Origin of the sequence: Mariniradius saccharolyticus AK6, assembly GCF_000330725.2 — a bacterium.
GTDB lineage: Bacteria > Bacteroidota > Bacteroidia > Cytophagales > Cyclobacteriaceae > Mariniradius > Mariniradius saccharolyticus.
Genome location: NZ_AMZY02000019.1, coordinates 147283 through 163649 on the forward strand (window position 1 = coordinate 147283; position 16367 = coordinate 163649).

At 48.2% G+C, this 16367-nt stretch carries 12 protein-coding genes; 6 read left to right on the top strand and 6 right to left on the bottom strand.

Annotation, left to right across the window (positions count from 1 at the left end; all coding sequences use genetic code 11):
* Positions 1-3 precede the first annotated feature (3 nt).
* From C943_RS18280 to C943_RS18290, 3 genes are all read left to right on the top strand, one after another.
* Entirely contained in the window at positions 4-1368 is a 1365-nt protein-coding gene (locus tag C943_RS18280; RefSeq protein ID WP_008630831.1) for a glucoamylase family protein, read from the top strand.
* Between the two features lie 193 nt (positions 1369-1561).
* Positions 1562-3853 (top strand): beta-glucosidase BglX, encoded by a 2292-nt coding sequence (gene bglX, locus C943_RS18285; RefSeq protein ID WP_008630833.1) that lies wholly within the window; start codon positions 1562-1564, stop codon positions 3851-3853.
* A 79-nt stretch (positions 3854-3932) separates the two neighbouring features.
* Positions 3933-7157, top strand: a complete 3225-nt coding sequence (locus tag C943_RS18290; RefSeq protein WP_008630835.1) for a S41 family peptidase — start codon at positions 3933-3935, stop codon at positions 7155-7157.
* Positions 7158-7485: 328 nt separating this feature from the next.
* On the opposite strand, the gene C943_RS18295 is transcribed toward C943_RS18290, so the two are convergent.
* From C943_RS18295 to C943_RS18315, 5 genes are all read right to left on the bottom strand, one after another.
* Entirely contained in the window at positions 7486-8667 is a 1182-nt protein-coding gene (locus C943_RS18295) for a class I SAM-dependent rRNA methyltransferase (RefSeq protein WP_008630837.1), read from the bottom strand.
* A complete protein-coding gene (locus tag C943_RS18300; RefSeq protein ID WP_008630840.1) occupies positions 8645-10048 on the bottom strand; it encodes a high affinity choline transporter 1 in 1404 nt (467 codons plus the stop codon). The genes C943_RS18295 and C943_RS18300 overlap by 23 nt, the downstream gene beginning before the upstream one ends.
* Positions 10049-10343: 295 nt before the next feature.
* Positions 10344-11957, bottom strand: a complete 1614-nt coding sequence (locus tag C943_RS18305) for an ABC-F family ATP-binding cassette domain-containing protein (RefSeq protein ID WP_008630841.1) — start codon at positions 11955-11957, stop codon at positions 10344-10346.
* Positions 11958-12050: 93 nt separating this feature from the next.
* Positions 12051-12407 carry a nuclear transport factor 2 family protein gene (locus tag C943_RS18310; RefSeq protein ID WP_008630842.1) on the bottom strand — a complete coding sequence of 119 codons (357 nt, stop codon included), beginning with the start codon at positions 12405-12407 and terminating at the stop codon, positions 12051-12053.
* Positions 12408-12450: 43 nt separating this feature from the next.
* Positions 12451-12888, bottom strand: a complete 438-nt coding sequence (locus C943_RS18315; RefSeq protein WP_040481310.1) for a DUF6526 family protein — start codon at positions 12886-12888, stop codon at positions 12451-12453.
* Positions 12889-13007: 119 nt separating this feature from the next.
* Here C943_RS18315 and C943_RS18320 point away from each other — a divergent pair, with 119 nt between their 5' ends.
* Positions 13008-13430 carry a hypothetical protein gene (locus tag C943_RS18320; protein ID WP_008630848.1) on the top strand — a complete coding sequence of 141 codons (423 nt, stop codon included), beginning with the start codon at positions 13008-13010 and terminating at the stop codon, positions 13428-13430.
* A 3-nt stretch (positions 13431-13433) separates the two neighbouring features.
* On the opposite strand, the gene C943_RS18325 is transcribed toward C943_RS18320, so the two are convergent.
* Positions 13434-14330 (bottom strand): class I SAM-dependent methyltransferase, encoded by an 897-nt coding sequence (locus C943_RS18325; protein WP_008630851.1) that lies wholly within the window; start codon positions 14328-14330, stop codon positions 13434-13436.
* Between the two features lie 89 nt (positions 14331-14419).
* Here C943_RS18325 and C943_RS18330 point away from each other — a divergent pair, with 89 nt between their 5' ends.
* Positions 14420-15097 (top strand): hypothetical protein, encoded by a 678-nt coding sequence (locus C943_RS18330; RefSeq protein ID WP_040481275.1) that lies wholly within the window; start codon positions 14420-14422, stop codon positions 15095-15097.
* Between the two features lie 14 nt (positions 15098-15111).
* A complete protein-coding gene (locus C943_RS18335) occupies positions 15112-16341 on the top strand; it encodes a S8 family serine peptidase (RefSeq protein ID WP_008630855.1) in 1230 nt (409 codons plus the stop codon).
* Positions 16342-16367 lie beyond the last annotated feature (26 nt).

Sequence of the window (16367 nt, forward strand, 5' to 3'; positions counted from 1 at the left end):
CCAATGAAGTATTTGAGCTGGGTGGCGGTTATCGCGATTTTGTTCGCTTTCTCATGCACCCAAAACAAACAACAAGAAGATAATACCGGGGTCTTGGATCGCATTTCCGACGATTCGCTGATGACCCTGGTGCAGTACCGCACCTTTCAGTATTTCTGGGAAGGGGCGGAACCAAATTCTGGCCTTGCGCGGGAGCGATACCATGTAGATGGGAACTATCCTGAAAATGATCAAAATGTGGTCACTTCCGGAGGCGCTGGTTTTGGTGTCATGGCGATCCTAGTTGGAATCGAAAGGGGCTTTATCACAAGGGAACAAGGATTGGAGCGCTTGGAGAAAATCGTAACCTTTCTTGAGAATGCTGAGACTTTTCACGGCGTTTGGCCGCATTGGTGGGATGGAGAAACGGGAAAGGTGAAGCCATTCAGCGACAAGGACGACGGCGCGGACTTGGTGGAGACTTCCTTTATGTTGCAGGGATTGCTCACCGTGCGCCAATACTTCAGGGAAGGGAGCGAACGAGAAAAGGCCCTGGCCGAAAGAATCGACAAACTCTGGAGAGCGGTGGAATTTGATTGGCATACCAAAGGCGGGGAAGATGTCCTTTACTGGCATTGGAGCCCGAATTTTGGCTGGGCTATGAATTTCCCCGTCACGGGCTACAACGAGTGCATGATTATGTATGTACTCGCGGCTGCAAGTCCCACCCATGGCGTATCTCCCGATGCCTATCACAAAGGATGGAACCGGGGTGGAGCTATCAAAAACGATTCCAGTCACCAGGCTTTTGGCCATCATTTGGCACTTCGCCACAACGGTGCCGAGCAATACGGCGGCCCACTTTTTTGGGCGCATTACTCCTATTTGGCATTGGATCCGAGGGGACTGAAGGACAAATACGCCGACTATTGGCAGCACAACACCAACCATACTTTGATCAACCGCGCTTGGTGCGTGGAGAATCCGATCGGTTATAAGGGATATGGGCCGGAGAGTTGGGGATTGACGGCCAGTTATTCTGTCAAGTTCTACGCAGGCCACGCCCCCGGCGAAAACTCGGATTTGGGCGTTATTTCTCCCACGGCAGCATTATCTTCATTTCCCTATACACCGGAGTATTCGATGCAGGCAATGCGGCATTGGTATGAGAATCTCGGCGATAAAGTGTTTGGAAAGTATGGATTTTATGATGCTTTCAGCGAAACGGATAACTGGTTTCCGCAACGTTACCTTGCCATTGACCAAGGGCCTATTGTCGTGATGATTGAGAACCACCGTACCGGGTTGCTTTGGGATCTGTTCATGAGTAGCCCAGAGATACAGGATGGCTTGAGGAAATTGGGTTTGGAGAGTCCCCATTTGAAATAGGGTATTTCACCTGACGCTGTTTGGCTGATTCAAAATAGATTTGGCAATATGTCAAATTGTTGATTTACCTGTGTATCGGATCTACCAGGCCGTTGATTTGATCTAAGGAAAAATTAGGCATAAGTGAAGGTAGGAAATCGCTCGATTCTGCATCAAAATTCCTTTCAAACTGCAACCAAAAAAGACATTCTTTATGAAAAACATCCTCGCTTATCTTACCATTGGATTTGGGCTGATGACAGCCTGTACCGCTCCCCAAGGTCAAATTTCTGACCAAGATCCATTCCGTGACCGAGTGGATTCCGTGATGGCTTTGATGACCTTGGAGGAAAAGATTGGTCAATTGAACCTCCCGGCTGCAGGGGATTTCACGACTGGACAAGCCAGCAGTTCCAATATTGCGGAGAAAATCAAAGCCGGATTGGTTGGTGGACTTTTCAACATCAAGTCCGTCGCAAAAATCAGGGATGTACAGCGTGTGGCGGTAGAGGAGAGCAGGCTGGGAATACCCTTGATTTTTGCCATGGATGTGATTCATGGATACGAAACCGTTTTCCCAATCCCTATAGGGATGTCTTGTAGTTGGGATATGGCATTGATGGAGAAATCAGCACGTATTGCTGCCCAGGAAGCGAGTGCGGATGGCATCAATTGGACATTTTCCCCGATGACCGATATTTCCCGCGATCCACGTTGGGGGAGAATGTCCGAGGGTAGCGGGGAAGATCCCTACCTCGGAGCCCAGATTGCGAAGGCGATGATCAAAGGCTATCAAGGTGATGACCTAAGCCTGAACAATACGATTCTGGCCTGCGTGAAGCATTTCGCTCTCTATGGCGCTCCCGAAGCTGGGCGCGACTACAATACCGTGGACATGAGCCGTCAGCGGATGTTCAACGAGTATTTCCTGCCGTATCAGGCAGCCATAGAAGCAGGAGTAGGATCCGTGATGACATCTTTCAACGACGTGGACGGGATTCCGGCGAGCGCCAATAAGTGGCTGATGACGGAGGTACTGCGTGAGCGCTGGGGTTTTGAGGGTTTCGTCGTCACTGATTACACGGCCATCAACGAAATGACTGACCATGGATTGGGGGATTTGCAGCAAGTTTCGGCTTTGGCGATGAATGCCGGCGTAGACATGGATATGGTCGGCGAGGGGTTTTTGACTACTTTGAAGAAATCAGTTGAGGAAGGGAAAGTCTCCGAGGCAGAGATTGATGCAGCCTGTAGAAGGATCTTGACTGCGAAGTTTAAATTGGGGCTATTTGACGATCCCTACAGGTATTGCGATGTGGAGCGTGCAAAAAGGGAAATATTCAGCGACGCGCACAGGAAAGTTGCGCGGGAAATCGCCACACAGACATTCGTTTTGCTCAAAAATGAAAACCAGACTTTGCCGCTTAAAAAGGAAGGAACGATTGCTTTGGTTGGCCCAATGGCTGACAATACCGAAAATATGACCGGAACTTGGTCGGTTGCGGCAAGATTTGAAAACTCGATTTCGCTGAGAAAAGGCTTGGAAAACGCCTTGGGAGACCGTGCGAAGATCGTCTATGCCAAAGGTTCCAATATTTATCCCGATAGCCTTTTGGAATCCCGCGTGAGTATTTTCGGCAAGCCAACCTATCGGGACAACCGACCTGCGCAGGTTTTAATCCAGGAAGCGCTCCAAGCGGCAAGAAATGCCAATGTGATCGTCGCCGCGATGGGCGAGTCTGCCGAAATGAGCGGAGAATCTTCCAGCCGTACCGATATAGAAATCCCCGAAAACCAGCGAGCCCTCCTGGAAGCGTTGCTGAAAACTGGAAAGCCTGTGGTGCTCGTGCTTTTCACGGGAAGACCTTTGGCCATCAAATGGGAACAGGAAAATCTCCATGCAATCCTCAATGTGTGGTTTGCAGGGTCTGAGGCTGGCCATGCGATCGCTGACGTATTGTTCGGCGATGTCAATCCGTCCGGCAAACTCAGTGCGACCTTCCCCCAAAATGTAGGTCAAGTACCGATCTACTATAACCACAAAAGCACTGGCAGACCGCTTGCTGCTGGACAATGGTTCCAAAAGTTCCGCACCAACTACCTCGACGTGTCCAACGATCCACTGTATCCTTTTGGTTTTGGCTTGAGTTACACCGATTTTGAATATGGGGAAATCAAACTTAGCAAATCGGAGCTTGTCGGTGATGAGCGTATAAGGGTTTCGATTGATGTGAAAAATGCAGGAGGTGTCGACGGGGCGGAAGTAGTTCAGTTGTATGTGAGGGATATCGTCGCGAGCATGACCAGACCGGTGAAGGAACTCAAGGGTTTTGAGAAAGTATTCCTAAAGGCAGGCGAATCCAAGACGGTCCGCTTCGAATTGGGCCAAGAACAATTGAAGTTTTACAACAATGACCTCAATTTTATTTTTGAGCCTGGTGAATTCGAAATCATGGTAGGCGGAAATTCCCGAGACCTCACATCCAAAAAAGTCATCTGGAAATAGAATTTACGCCAAGTGTCTATCGTGGTGCTTGGCGTTTCCTTTCTTTTTTCAATATTAGCCGCCTGAAAAAATCAAACCCATGAGAATTGCCCGCTTGTTATCGCTTTTTGCCCTTCTTTTTACTTTCCAACATACCATCGCCCAAGAAACTCCCAAATGGCTTCGCTATCCGGCGATTTCGCCAGACGGAAATACAATTGTATTTACATTCAAAGGTGACCTCTATACCGTGCCAACTGCCGGAGGAAAGGCAACCCAGTTGACGTTCCACGAAGCGCATGATTTTATGCCTGTTTGGAGCAAGGATGGCAGCAAGATCGCATTTGCATCTGATCGCTATGGCAACTTTGACGTGTATATCATGTCCGCACAGGGCGGAAATGCGACGCGGCTGACTTACCACTCGACAGATGAAATGCCCTACAGTTTTTCTGCCGACGACCAGGCCGTGATATTTGGAGGCGTAAGGCAGGATTTGGCAGAGCACAGGCAGTATCCCACAGGTTCGCAACCTGAACTTTACCAAGTTCCAGCCAAGGGAGGACGGGTAGATCAGGTGTGGACAATTCCTGCCGAATATGTCAAGGTCAGCGCCGACGGCAAGAAGATGATTTATCATGACAAGAAAGGTGGCGAAAATGAGTGGAGAAAACGCCACCAATCCGCGATTACGCGAGATATCTGGATGTATGATGCCACCACAAATTCCCATACCCAAATCACATCCTTTGCCGGAGAGGACAGGAATCCTGTTTTTTCTCCAGATGAAAAGTCGATCTATTACCTCAGTGAGGAAAAGGGGAGTTTCAATGTTTTCAAAACCTCACTCTCTAATCCTAACGCAAGTATGCCGCTGACAAGCCTCAAGGATTTTCCGGTTCGCTTCCTGAGTATTTCCAATACAGGCACCATGGCATTTTCCTACGACGGTGAGTTGTACACCTTGAAGGAAGGCACCCAACCGCAGAAGCTTGAAGTAAGCATTACCACCCAAAAGGCTAGCAATCCCGATTCCTACATCAGCATCAATGGAGGTGTTCGCGAGATGTCCATATCCCCTGACGGAAAAGAAATCGCTTTCATCGCGCGCGGTGAAGTATTTGTGACCGCCGTGGATGGTTCCCTGACCAAAAGAATCACCAATACTGCTCAACAGGAGCGCTTTGTGCAATTTGCACCGGATGGAAAATCGGTCATTTATGCTTCCGAACGAAACGGGAAATGGTCCATTTTCCAAACCAAGAGAGTGAGGGAAAAGGAAGAACCATTCTTCTATGCCAGTACCTTGCTCAAAGAGGAAGTGCTGGTGGATTCGGAAAAGGACTGCTACCAGCCACAACTTTCACCGGATGGTAAAAAATTGGCCTATATCGAGGGAAGAAGATCGCTGGTGGTGATGGATTTGGCAACCAAAGCCAAAACGAACTTGATGACTCCAGAGCAGCTCTTTCACATGCAGGATGGCGACCAATACTTTTCATGGAGCCCCGACAGCAAGTGGTTGCTTGCCGAGTACAATCCGACAATGGCAAACGGTGAGGTCGTGCTTCTGGATGTCACAGGCAAAACAGCCATGGAAAACCTGACGCGCAGCGGCTACGGTGATGGCAGGCCGAAGTGGGTCAATGGTGGAAAACAAATGATCTGGTTTTCCAACAGGGATGGCTTGAAGGGTTTTGCGACAAGCGGTGGTTCACAAAATGATGTATATGCGCTGTTTTTTACCAAGGCCGCGTTTGAGCGCTTCAAGCTCAGCAAAGATGAGTTTGAACTTCTGAAGGACGTAGAGAAAGCCGCGAAAAACGGAGAGGAGAAAAAAGACGAAAAGAAAGAGCCTGCCAAAGTGGAGGACATAAAGATTGACTGGGATGAATTGAGGGATAGAAAAGCCAAATTGACTATCCATTCTTCTTCCTTGGGCGACGCTGTACTTGACAAGGATGGAGAAAAGCTATTGTATCTGGCTCGCTTCGAAAAGGGCATGAACCTTTGGAGTACTGACCTGAGGACCAAAGAAACCAAGCTCGAATTGAAGTTGGATGCTGGATTCGGCCGCTTGGAATGGGACAAGGAGATGAAAAACCTCTATCTCTTGGCCGATGGAAATATTTCCAAGATCACGGACAAAGGGTCCAAGCGTGAGCAGGTCAAAATCGCGGGTGAGATGACATTGGACACGGAAGCAGAGCGTGCCCAGATGTTTGAGCATATCCGAATCCGTACCAAGGGGGCATTTTACACCCCGGATTTTCATGGTGTGGACTGGGATGCGCTTACTGCCCATTACCAAAAGTACCTTCCCTCCATTGGCAACAGCTACGAATTTGCCGAAATGGTTTCGGAGATGATAGGGGAATTGAACGTGTCCCATGCAGGGGCGAGGTTTAGCAGAAGCATTCCGCAGGCAGATGCGACTGCTTCATTGGGAATTTTTATGGATTACGCTTTCAAAAACCAGGGTATCAAGATTGTTGAAGTGCTCAAGGGCGGACCTTTGGACAAAGCCGGCATGAATGTGCAGCCGGGCATGGTGATAGAGAAAATCGACGGAGAGATGATTTCCTTGGAAAAGGACATCGCACAGTACCTCAATAGAAAAGCGGACAAATTCACGCTTTTAGAAGTATTTGATCCGAAGACAAATGCACGGCAACAAATCACCGTCAAGCCAATTTCCCTTGGCGAGGAAAGCCAATTGCTTTACAAGCGATGGGTGCGCAAAAACCAAGAGGAGGTTGAACGCCTGTCAAATGGCGCACTGGGCTATGTGCATATTCCGGGCATGGCAGACGGTCCCTATCGGACTACTTATGAGGAAATGATGGGTAAATTCCATGACAAAAAAGCCGTCATCGTCGATACGCGCTTCAATGGTGGGGGTGATTTGGTGGCAGATTTGGCGATGTTCTTCACTGGGGAAAAATTCATCACCTATGCCACCGAAGACAGGGTAGTGGGTTATGAGCCAACATTCCGCTGGACAAAACCTACTTTGGCGATGTTCAATGAAGCCAATTATTCAGATGGACATTGTTTCGCCTGTGGTTATACGGATTTGAAAATCGGCAAAACGGTCGGTATGCCGACTCCAGGAACCTGTTCCTTTGCAGGTTGGGAAATGCTTCCTGACGGAGGCAGATGGGGTATTGTTCCGATTTCGGCTAAAGACAAGCAAGGCAACTGGATGGAAAACAACGAGACCAAACCCCAATTCCAAGTCAAAAACATGCCTGGAAAAATCGACAAAGGTACCGACCAACAGCTTGAAAAAGCCGTGGAGGAACTGTTGAAAGATGTGAATTAGAGTTCAGTGTTCAGTAGCAGTTGGCAGAGGTTTTGCCAACTGCTGCCGCCAACTGCAACAGATGCTTGGCGTTCTTTGCTCTTCCGCGCTCGTTGCGAGAACAGATAGCCACGAATGCACAAATAGGAATTCATTTCTGCAAACTGCCACTGCCAACTGGGACTATCCTTAGCGTCTTGGTGAGAACTTTACTGCATTTTTTGCTCCTCTGTGCTCTTTGCGAGAACAGATAGCCACGAATGCCCGAACGTGATTTTGGAACTGCTAACTGGAACTGCCAACTGCTACTGATTCTTTGCTCCCCCACGCTTTTTGCGAGAACCGCAAATCACTCCACATAAAGCACCAAACCCTTCAAGTACTCCGTCTCGGGATGGAAGATATTGACCGGATGGTCGGCAGGCTGGGATAAATAGTGCAAAATCCTGACGCCCCGCCCCACTTCCAATGCCGCTGCCGTCACCGTATGGGCAAAGAGCTGTTTGTCCACGACCTGTGAGCAGGAAAAAGTAAAGATCAATCCACCTGATTTGATTTTTTTCAAAGCCTCGGCATTGAGTCGCTTGTAGGCTTGCACAGCGTTGTGTTTGGCTTTCAGGTTTTTGGCAAATGCAGGCGGGTCCAATACAATGATATCAAAATCCGGCTCGATCTCCCGGATGTATTTGACGACATCGGCCACTTTCGAATGGTGGGAGCCTTGAAAACCTGGATTCAGCCCGACATTCCGTTCCGTCAGCTCGATGGCTTTGGCCGAAATGTCCACTGAATGTACCTCCGCAGCACCCGCATTGAGGGCAGCTACTGAAAAGCCTCCCGAATAGCAAAAGGTGTTCAGCACTTTTTTCCCGGCACTGTATCGTGCAAGGAGGTGGCGGTTCTCACGCTGGTCCACAAAAAAGCCTGTCTTTTGGCCTTTTTCCCAGTCAATCTCGAAACGGTTGCCATACTCCAACACCTGGTTGGAGATGGGTTCTCCCCACAGCAAACGATTTTCGACACCACTGTTTTTTGGCAAAGTCTCAGCGCTTTTGTCATAGACTGCCTGAAGTTTTTCTCCGTAAACTTCCTGCAATGCTACGGCAATTTGTTTGACATGCTTGAACATCCCCATGTGATGCGTTTGGATCACAGCTGTTCCATTGTAAAAGTCCACAATCAATCCGGGTAGGCCGTCCCCTTCACCATGGATCAGTCTGTACACATTCGTTAATTCATTGTCAACCAATCCAATAGCATTTCTCAATTGATAGGCTGCTTGAATTTTTGTTTTCCAAAAACTCGCGTCAATCTCAGTTTCCTCAAAGGTGACCAAGCGCACCATGATGCTGCCATATTGGAAATGGCCGACGCCCAGAAACACGTCCCGATGACTGCAGACTTGCACCAATTCACCATTTTGGAGGCTATCGTCTTTGCTTCCTATGGCACCCGAGAATATCCAATGGTGCCGTCTTTGGATGGAAATTTCTTTTCCGGGCAGTAATTTAATTTTGGGATAGGGAAGCATGGATTTCTTTGTTTTTGGGGAAAATGACAGAACCAACCACCATCATCACTGCGCTCACGATCAATGCAGGTAGATGGGGATAGAATGGAAGTTCGAATGAGGAAAGGCCCATGTAGGCAATCATGCCGAAAACAATCGACATCAAGGCTCCCATTTCTGAAGCCTTTTTCCAATACAAACCAGCCACCAAAGGAACGAATAGCGAAACAAGCATCAGAATCGAAGCCCCTGCAACCAACTCATAGATGTTGGACTTCCATTGGGCCATGATCGTGGAGATGATCGCGATGCTGACGATATTGAAGCGGAGGATCCAAAGGAAATGCTTGTCTTTGAGCTTTCCGCCGAAATACGGGCGAATGAGGTTCTCCGATACAATCGCTGATGGTGCCAAGAGCCCCGAACTAGTCGTACTCATAATCGCCGAGATCAGGGCTCCAAAAAACAAAATCTGAACATGGAGACCACTGTGCCGCAGTACCATATCCGGAAGCAAGAGCTGCTTGTTTTCCAAGTAGATTTCGGGATATAAATGTTTGGCACCCAATGCGATAAATAGAGGTAGCAAACCAATGGTTACATAAAAAGTCCCAGCCAAATAAGTAGATTGCACGGCAACTTTCTCGGATTTGGAAGACATCACGCGCTGGTAGATGTCCTGGCTTGGAATGCTGCCCAAGCCCAAAATTATCCAAGCACCGATGTAATTGGTCCAATCCAACACCTTCGCGTCTGGGATAAACTGGAAGCTTCCCTCGGGCGCTGAATCCAAAATCGGGGAAACACCGCCAGCTTTTTGGGCCACCAAAACAGCTACCCATACCAAGCCAACCACAATGAAAGTCGTTTGGATAAAATCAGTGATCGAGATTGCCCACATGCCTCCTAGGAAAGTGTAAAACACCACAATCGCAGCCGAGAGTATGATTCCTTGGGTAATGCTGATATCGGCGACAGTGGTGAAAATCAAAGCCAATGCGACCAACTGTGCCGCTACGTATCCGAAGTAAACCGGCACCATGAAGATGGAAGCAAAAAACTCCACTTTTTTACCGAAAATACGCCTGTAAACGTCCCCGATGGTCAGGACATTCATCCGGTACATTGGGCGAAGGAAAAACCTGCCGAACAAAATCAGACACAATGCCCCTCCAAAAGGATCTTCGATCACGCCCAGCAGCCCGTTTTCCAAATATTCCGATGACGCCCCGAAAATCGTCTCCGATCCAAACCATGTCGCAAAGAGCGCCGATGCCGAGAGAAACAAGGGCAACTGCCGGCCTGCCAACACAAAGTCATTCGAGTTTTTGACCAGTTTGGAGGACCAGGCACCGATCGCCACGGTAATCAAAAGGTAAATGATGATGGCTGTGAGGAGCAAAGTCTGAAGAGAATTGAGATGTTAGAAGTGAGATATGAGATTCGGGTTCCACCTGCTGTTTGGATTAAAACCTAGATTCCATCTTTAATTAAATGAAGATTGATGAACTCCGAATACCGAATCATGAAGTGGATCCCGTTCGATATTCGATATTGGACATTCTAAATTCGAAATTCAAGGAAATAATGAATGAGTTTAGTTTTTATTCACTCTACCCACACGGAGAAGACTCGCCGATTCGCAGAGTTGATGTTCAAATCTTGTGTCTTGAGTCTCAAATCTCAAATCTCCAGTTTCAACCATACATCTTCTCCCTCAAAGCTTTGATTTCGGCGGATTCGAGGTAGTCGTCGTAAGGCATCCTGCGGTCGATGGTTCCTTTGGGGGTAAATTCAATGATCCTATTGGCGGAAGACTGTACAAAGGCATGGTCGTAGGATGTCATCAGCACAGTCCCGTTGTAATCGATGATCGCATTGTTGAAGGCTGTGATCGATTCAAGGTCCAAGTGGTTGGTCGGTTCATCCATGACCAGGAGGTTGGGGTTTTGGAGCATCATCCGGGATACCATGCAGCGGACTTTCTCGCCACCCGATAGGACTGAACATTTTTTCAATGTTTCTTCCCCTGTGAAAAGCATCCTTCCCAAAAACGTCCTGACATAGGCCTCCTCCTGATTGGAGGAATACTGGCGCAGCCAATCGATGAGGTTCAGTTCGGTTTGGAAATATTTGGAGTTATCATTCGGCAAATAGGCCTTATTGATCGTGACGCCCCATTTGTAATGGCCTTTTTGGACGGGAATTTCGTCCATGATGGTCTGGAAAAACTTGGTGACGGCTTGCTTGGTCTTGGAGATGAAGGCGATTTTGTCGCCTTTGTCCACCATCAGGTTGACGTCGGTGAAGTAGATGGCATTTTCATCCTTGAGTTCCAATCCCTCGGTAAGGAATATCTGGTCACCGGCCTCACGCTCAGGCTTGAAGATGATGCCCGGGTATTTTCTCGTGGATGGCTGGATGTCATCGATATTGAGTTTTTCCAACATCTTTTTTCTGGCTGTGGCTTGTCGTGACTTCGCCACGTTGGCCGAGAAGCGTTGGATAAATTCCTGCAATTCCTTCCGCTTATCTTCGATCTTTTTGTTCTGATCGGACTTCTGCTTGGCGGCCAATTGGGAGGATTCGTACCAGAAAGTGTAGTTACCGGAGTAGATCCTGATTTTCCCAAAATCGATATCCACGATATGTGTCGAAACCGAATCGAGGAAGTGTCGGTCGTGGGAAACGACGATGACAAGGTTTTTGAAATTGACCAAAAAGTCCTCCAACCACACGATGGTTTCGGCATCGAGGTCGTTGGTAGGTTCGTCAAGGATGAGGATATCAGGATTTCCAAAAAGCGCCTGGGCCAACAATACCCGTACTTTTTGGTTTCCAGCAAGTTCCTTCATCTGCAGATAATGGAGGTTTTCCGAAATACCCAAGCCCGAAAGCAAGGCAGCGGCGTCTGATTCCGCATTCCATCCGTCCATTTCGGCAAATTCCGCCTCCAATTCAGAAGCGCGGAGACCGTCGGCCTCCGTAAAGTCGGCTTTCATGTAGATCGCGTCCTTTTCCGCCATGATGGAGTAGAGTTTTTTATGCCCCATGATGACCGTCTTCAGCACCTCCACCTCGTCAAATTCAAAGTGGTTTTGTTTCAAAACGGCCATCCTTTGGCCTGGGGTGAAATTCACCGAACCCGAAGTGCTGTCCACCTCGCCGGAGAGGATTTTCAAAAAAGTGGATTTTCCCGCACCGTTGGCACCGATGACGCCATAGCAGTTGCCGGGGATAAATTTGAGGCTGACGTCCTCAAACAAGGTCCTTTTCCCAAACTTCAGGGAAAGATTATCTACTGAAATCATTTTTGGCTATTTGATAAGAAGCTGCAAAGATAAGGAAATTGGGGAAAAGGGGTAACGACGACCGAAAGCTTGCCCTACTTGGAACTTGAAGCGCTATTCCCTGATAAAATACACCTCCGCGATCTTCCCGTCCTTGATTTTGTAAATGGCGATGGCACGGAATGGCGGGTCCTTCGGCGAAATCGTGACTTCCTCCTGGTCGATGACGGTATTGCCCATCACGATCCTGTTGACGAGGCGGCAATGGAGGTCAGGAGTCCGCACAAACATCCTCCCGTAGAGGTCCTTCATTTCGGTGAGGCCTTGGAACTGCAGTTGGTCGGGAAAGTCGTACACTTTGACGTCGTCCGCATAGGGGAGGAGAAATGCGTCGATATCGCGGTTGTTGTAGGCATCCAATTGCTGTTGGGCGAGCATTTCGGCTTGTTTTTCAAGATCTGATTGGGCCATCGCAGTGCCGATTAGGCTAAGAAAAAAGAAACTGAGAATCCATTTAAACACGGTGTCTGTCCTCCTGCCAGTCAGTGACGGCTTTTTTGATGTCGTCTGCTTTCATTTTTTCCTTGATTGCCCGATCCATCAACGGCAGCAATTCCGCATCCCCGGCAAACCGCAAGGCGATGATCTGCGACAGGCGCAGTTGGCTTTCCTTTTCTTTGAAAGACTTTCCCGTCAACTCAAAGTAGCGCTGACGCATTTCCAGGCGAATGATCCGGTTTTGGTTTTTGAGCGCATAGATACGAGCCAGGAAAGGAAAAGAGGCGAACAAAAGTGCTCCCATTAGCTGCTGGATCGTAGGTGCCAATTCTTCTCCTCCCATAATTCCGTGGATGAGGTTTGCCAGGCTCCAAAAGAAATAGAGCAAGGTGATTGGCACGAGAACAAAATGATGAAAAGGATACAACCTCCTGTGGTTTTTGTAGTTCTGCATGGGTTTGATTTTCTTTTTCGTTAAAAGTAGCAAAATTCCACATGCGAATATTGCCACTGCGCTGGTTTTGGAAAGCAAGGGCCTTCTTTTTACCTTCGTGCCAAATTCATTAGGTGGACATGGACTTCAAAAAACTCAATGCCGAATTGGCCAATATCGTGGAAAAGCGAATCGCCCTTAGTAAGATTTCCTATGCCGACGAGGCATACGATACGATTGAGGAGGAATTGCACGACTTGGAGGACGATTTCAACGAGGCCTATGGCGACGAATTGGAGTCGGCGCTGGAAAAAATCTATGACCAGCTGAAATCAGACAATGATGTCCTCTTGCCTTCCGCTTATCTTGCCAATTCCTATGTCGCCATGAAGCCTGATGCTCAAGGTTTTATCAACTACGAGGTAAAGGGAAATGAAGGCGTTCCCTTGGAATCCGAACAGTTTGACAAGATGGATGTTCGGCTTGTCTTGGTTCCAAATCCCACCCGCTTTGTCCTTCGGATCAACGGCAAATCCATGAAGGACCTGTGGATTGCGAAATAATCCCTAGACGTTCCTGAATCGATAGAATATGCCGAGTGGCAATTTTTTCTTGAACCGATCGATGAGGTAAAGCTCTCCGTGTTCGGCATTTTCTACTTTTTCAAAATTGCCTTCGATCAGGTTGGCGGCAATCATCGAACTGAAGCTCAAGGAGTACATGTTGAGGATCAGAAAGTGATGATCAGGGTGTAACAGCTCCGCGCAACTTTTGAGCATTTCATTGATCTGTTCTTCCAAGATCCATTTTTCCCCGTCCGGCCCGCGGCCGTAAGCGGGCGGGTCAAGGATAATCCCGTGGTACTTGTTGCCGCGTCGGACTTCCCGTTTGATAAACTTCATCGCGTCATCGACAATCCAGCGGATACCGTCCAAGCCCGAAGCTTCCATATTGAATTTGGACCAAGTGACTACTTGCTTCACGGAATCCAAATGTGTGACATCTGCGCCAAAAGCCCTGGCTGCAACAGATGAAGCACCCGTATAGGCGAAGAGATTCAGGATCTTGGGATTTTTGACTGGGAATTTCCGGAGTGTATCCGAGATATAGTCCCAATTCACCGCTTGTTCAGGAAACAATCCGATATGCTTGAAAGCCGTCATGGCGAGGTTGAGCCGCATCGATAGGCCGTCAGGGTTTTTGTAGGTGACTTGCCATTGTTGGGGAATCTTTGTGTACTCTTCCCATTGGCCCTTTTCGGGATTGTTTTTTTCCTTGGCAAAATGCGCGTCAGCCATTTTCCGCCATTCGGTTTCGGGAAGCGACTTGTCCCAAATCGCCTGTGGTTCTGGCCGGCTGAGGACATACTTTCCAAAACGTTCCAGTTTTTCAAAACCTCCGGTATCGATCAACTCGTAGTCTTCCCAATGCTGGGGGGAAAGGGACAAAATCGTTTCTTTCATGCCACAAAAGTAAGCAGATAATCGAAATGCGGTTGGATTAAATAAATGCGATTACTTTTCGGTAACTTCGATAGGTAAATCCAAAAAAAATGATCCTAAGAGCCGCATTCCTTCTGTGTTGCATGCTTGGTCCCTTGGCTTACCTGTGGGCACAAAGCAACGCCAATGTCCAACCTGCCGAGAGCAAGTACTTGGGGACTTTTAGAATCAACGCCAAAAGCGACGGCGTCAAGGGCACTCCATTTTTGTTTGACAATCCTCCAAACGGAAAAATCAAGTTGTCTGGCGGCAAAGAATACGAAAGCATTCCTTTCAATATCCTCCTAGAGAAAAACGAAGTATACATTCAGACTGATGGGGTCGATTCTGACCCGCTTCCGGTCAGGAACTGGGAAACAATTGTGATTCCTGAAGATGGCAATAGGCTATTTCGCACGGAGTACCTCAATGGGAAACCGCAGGTTTTGGAAATCTTGTTTGAAAAGGACGGGGAAAAATTTGTGGCCCAACATGCAAAAACACTGATTCGCCCAACCCAGCAGCGGGATGGCTATACTGGTCCGCAGTATGATACTTTTCGACATGAAATCAAGTATTTCAGAATCAAGGGTATGCAAACTGTTGAAATCAAGGTAAATACAGCGGGTTTGAAGGAGTTGGCGGGAAGCAAGTACGAGGATGTTAGGGATTACATTAAAAATGAAAAATTAAAGCCCGAGGACCCAAAGGATATGTCAAAAATTCTTTCGTATATTTTCGGCGGTTGACGCGCTCCAAATCCATGAAAACTAGCATTTCTCCCCTGTTATTGTTATTTTTTGCTCTACTGGGCATTTCCTGCGTTCCCGAAGAGACAGCCCCTTCCAATGAATTGGAGGCTCCGCTATCGATCGGTTCGATAAAGACACAAGCCATCGCGGATCAGTATATTGTGGTATTGAACGCTACCGATGCTTCGAGCCGGAAGTTCTGTGACGGTCGGGTGGATGAAGCGGGATTTCGTATTTCTATTGGGAAACTGTTGGCAAGCCATCGGATCAGTGAAGATAATGTGGTCCGCACATACAGTTCAGCTTTGAATGGTTTTTGCGCAAAGCTGACGCCAGACGAAGTCGAGAAATTGAAAGCGGATCCCTCCGTGAAATACGTAGAGCAAGATAGGCAGGGGGAACTGGGTTTCGGGGTCAATAATTTGCCTTGGGCCAACTCAGGCAGCTTTCAGACAGGCCAAGTCATCCCTTGGGGGGTCAAAAGGGTGGGAGGTCCATTTCAATACAGCGGACCAAATCGTGTATTTGTGATCGATACCGGGATAGATGTTGACCACCCAGATTTGAATGTAGATATGGAAAGGGGCTTTGATGCTTATCAGTTCAATGACAAGGTGAATCTGGATGACGAGCATGGTCATGGTACGCATGTGGCGGGCACAATCGGTGCACTCGACAACAACTTTGGTGTGGTAGGTGTAGCCGCCGGCGTACCCGTGGTGCCGATCAAAATCTTTTTTGGACGAAGGGCTGCCTTTACCTATTCTGGAATGCTCGCCGGTGTGGACCATCTGTGCAAATGCGCAGGACCTGGCGATGTCGCTAACCTGAGTTTTGGTGGTTTTGACAACAGCGCTGCGATGGATGAAGCGGTGGTAAATATTTCAGAGAGCAGAAAAATCTGGATGGTGATCGCGGCAGGAAATTCCAGCCTTCCCGCCAATTCCTTCAGTCCAGCCCGAGTCAATGGAAAATACACCATTACTGTATCCGCGATCGATGCATTCAACAGATACGCTTGGTTCTCACACTATGGATCGCCGGTCAAATACGCCGCACCAGGTGTCAATGTGGTTTCAACCTGGATAAATGGAGCCTACAGTAACCAAACTGGAACATCGATGGCTGCTCCACACGTCGCTGGATTGCGAGTCTTGGGCGAAATTGGGACAGATGGAAATGTCGTCAATTACCCCGTATCCCCCGCGGACCCAATCGCGGTGCGGAAAACTGCAAATTAAATTCTTGATCTCTTGTATAACTTATT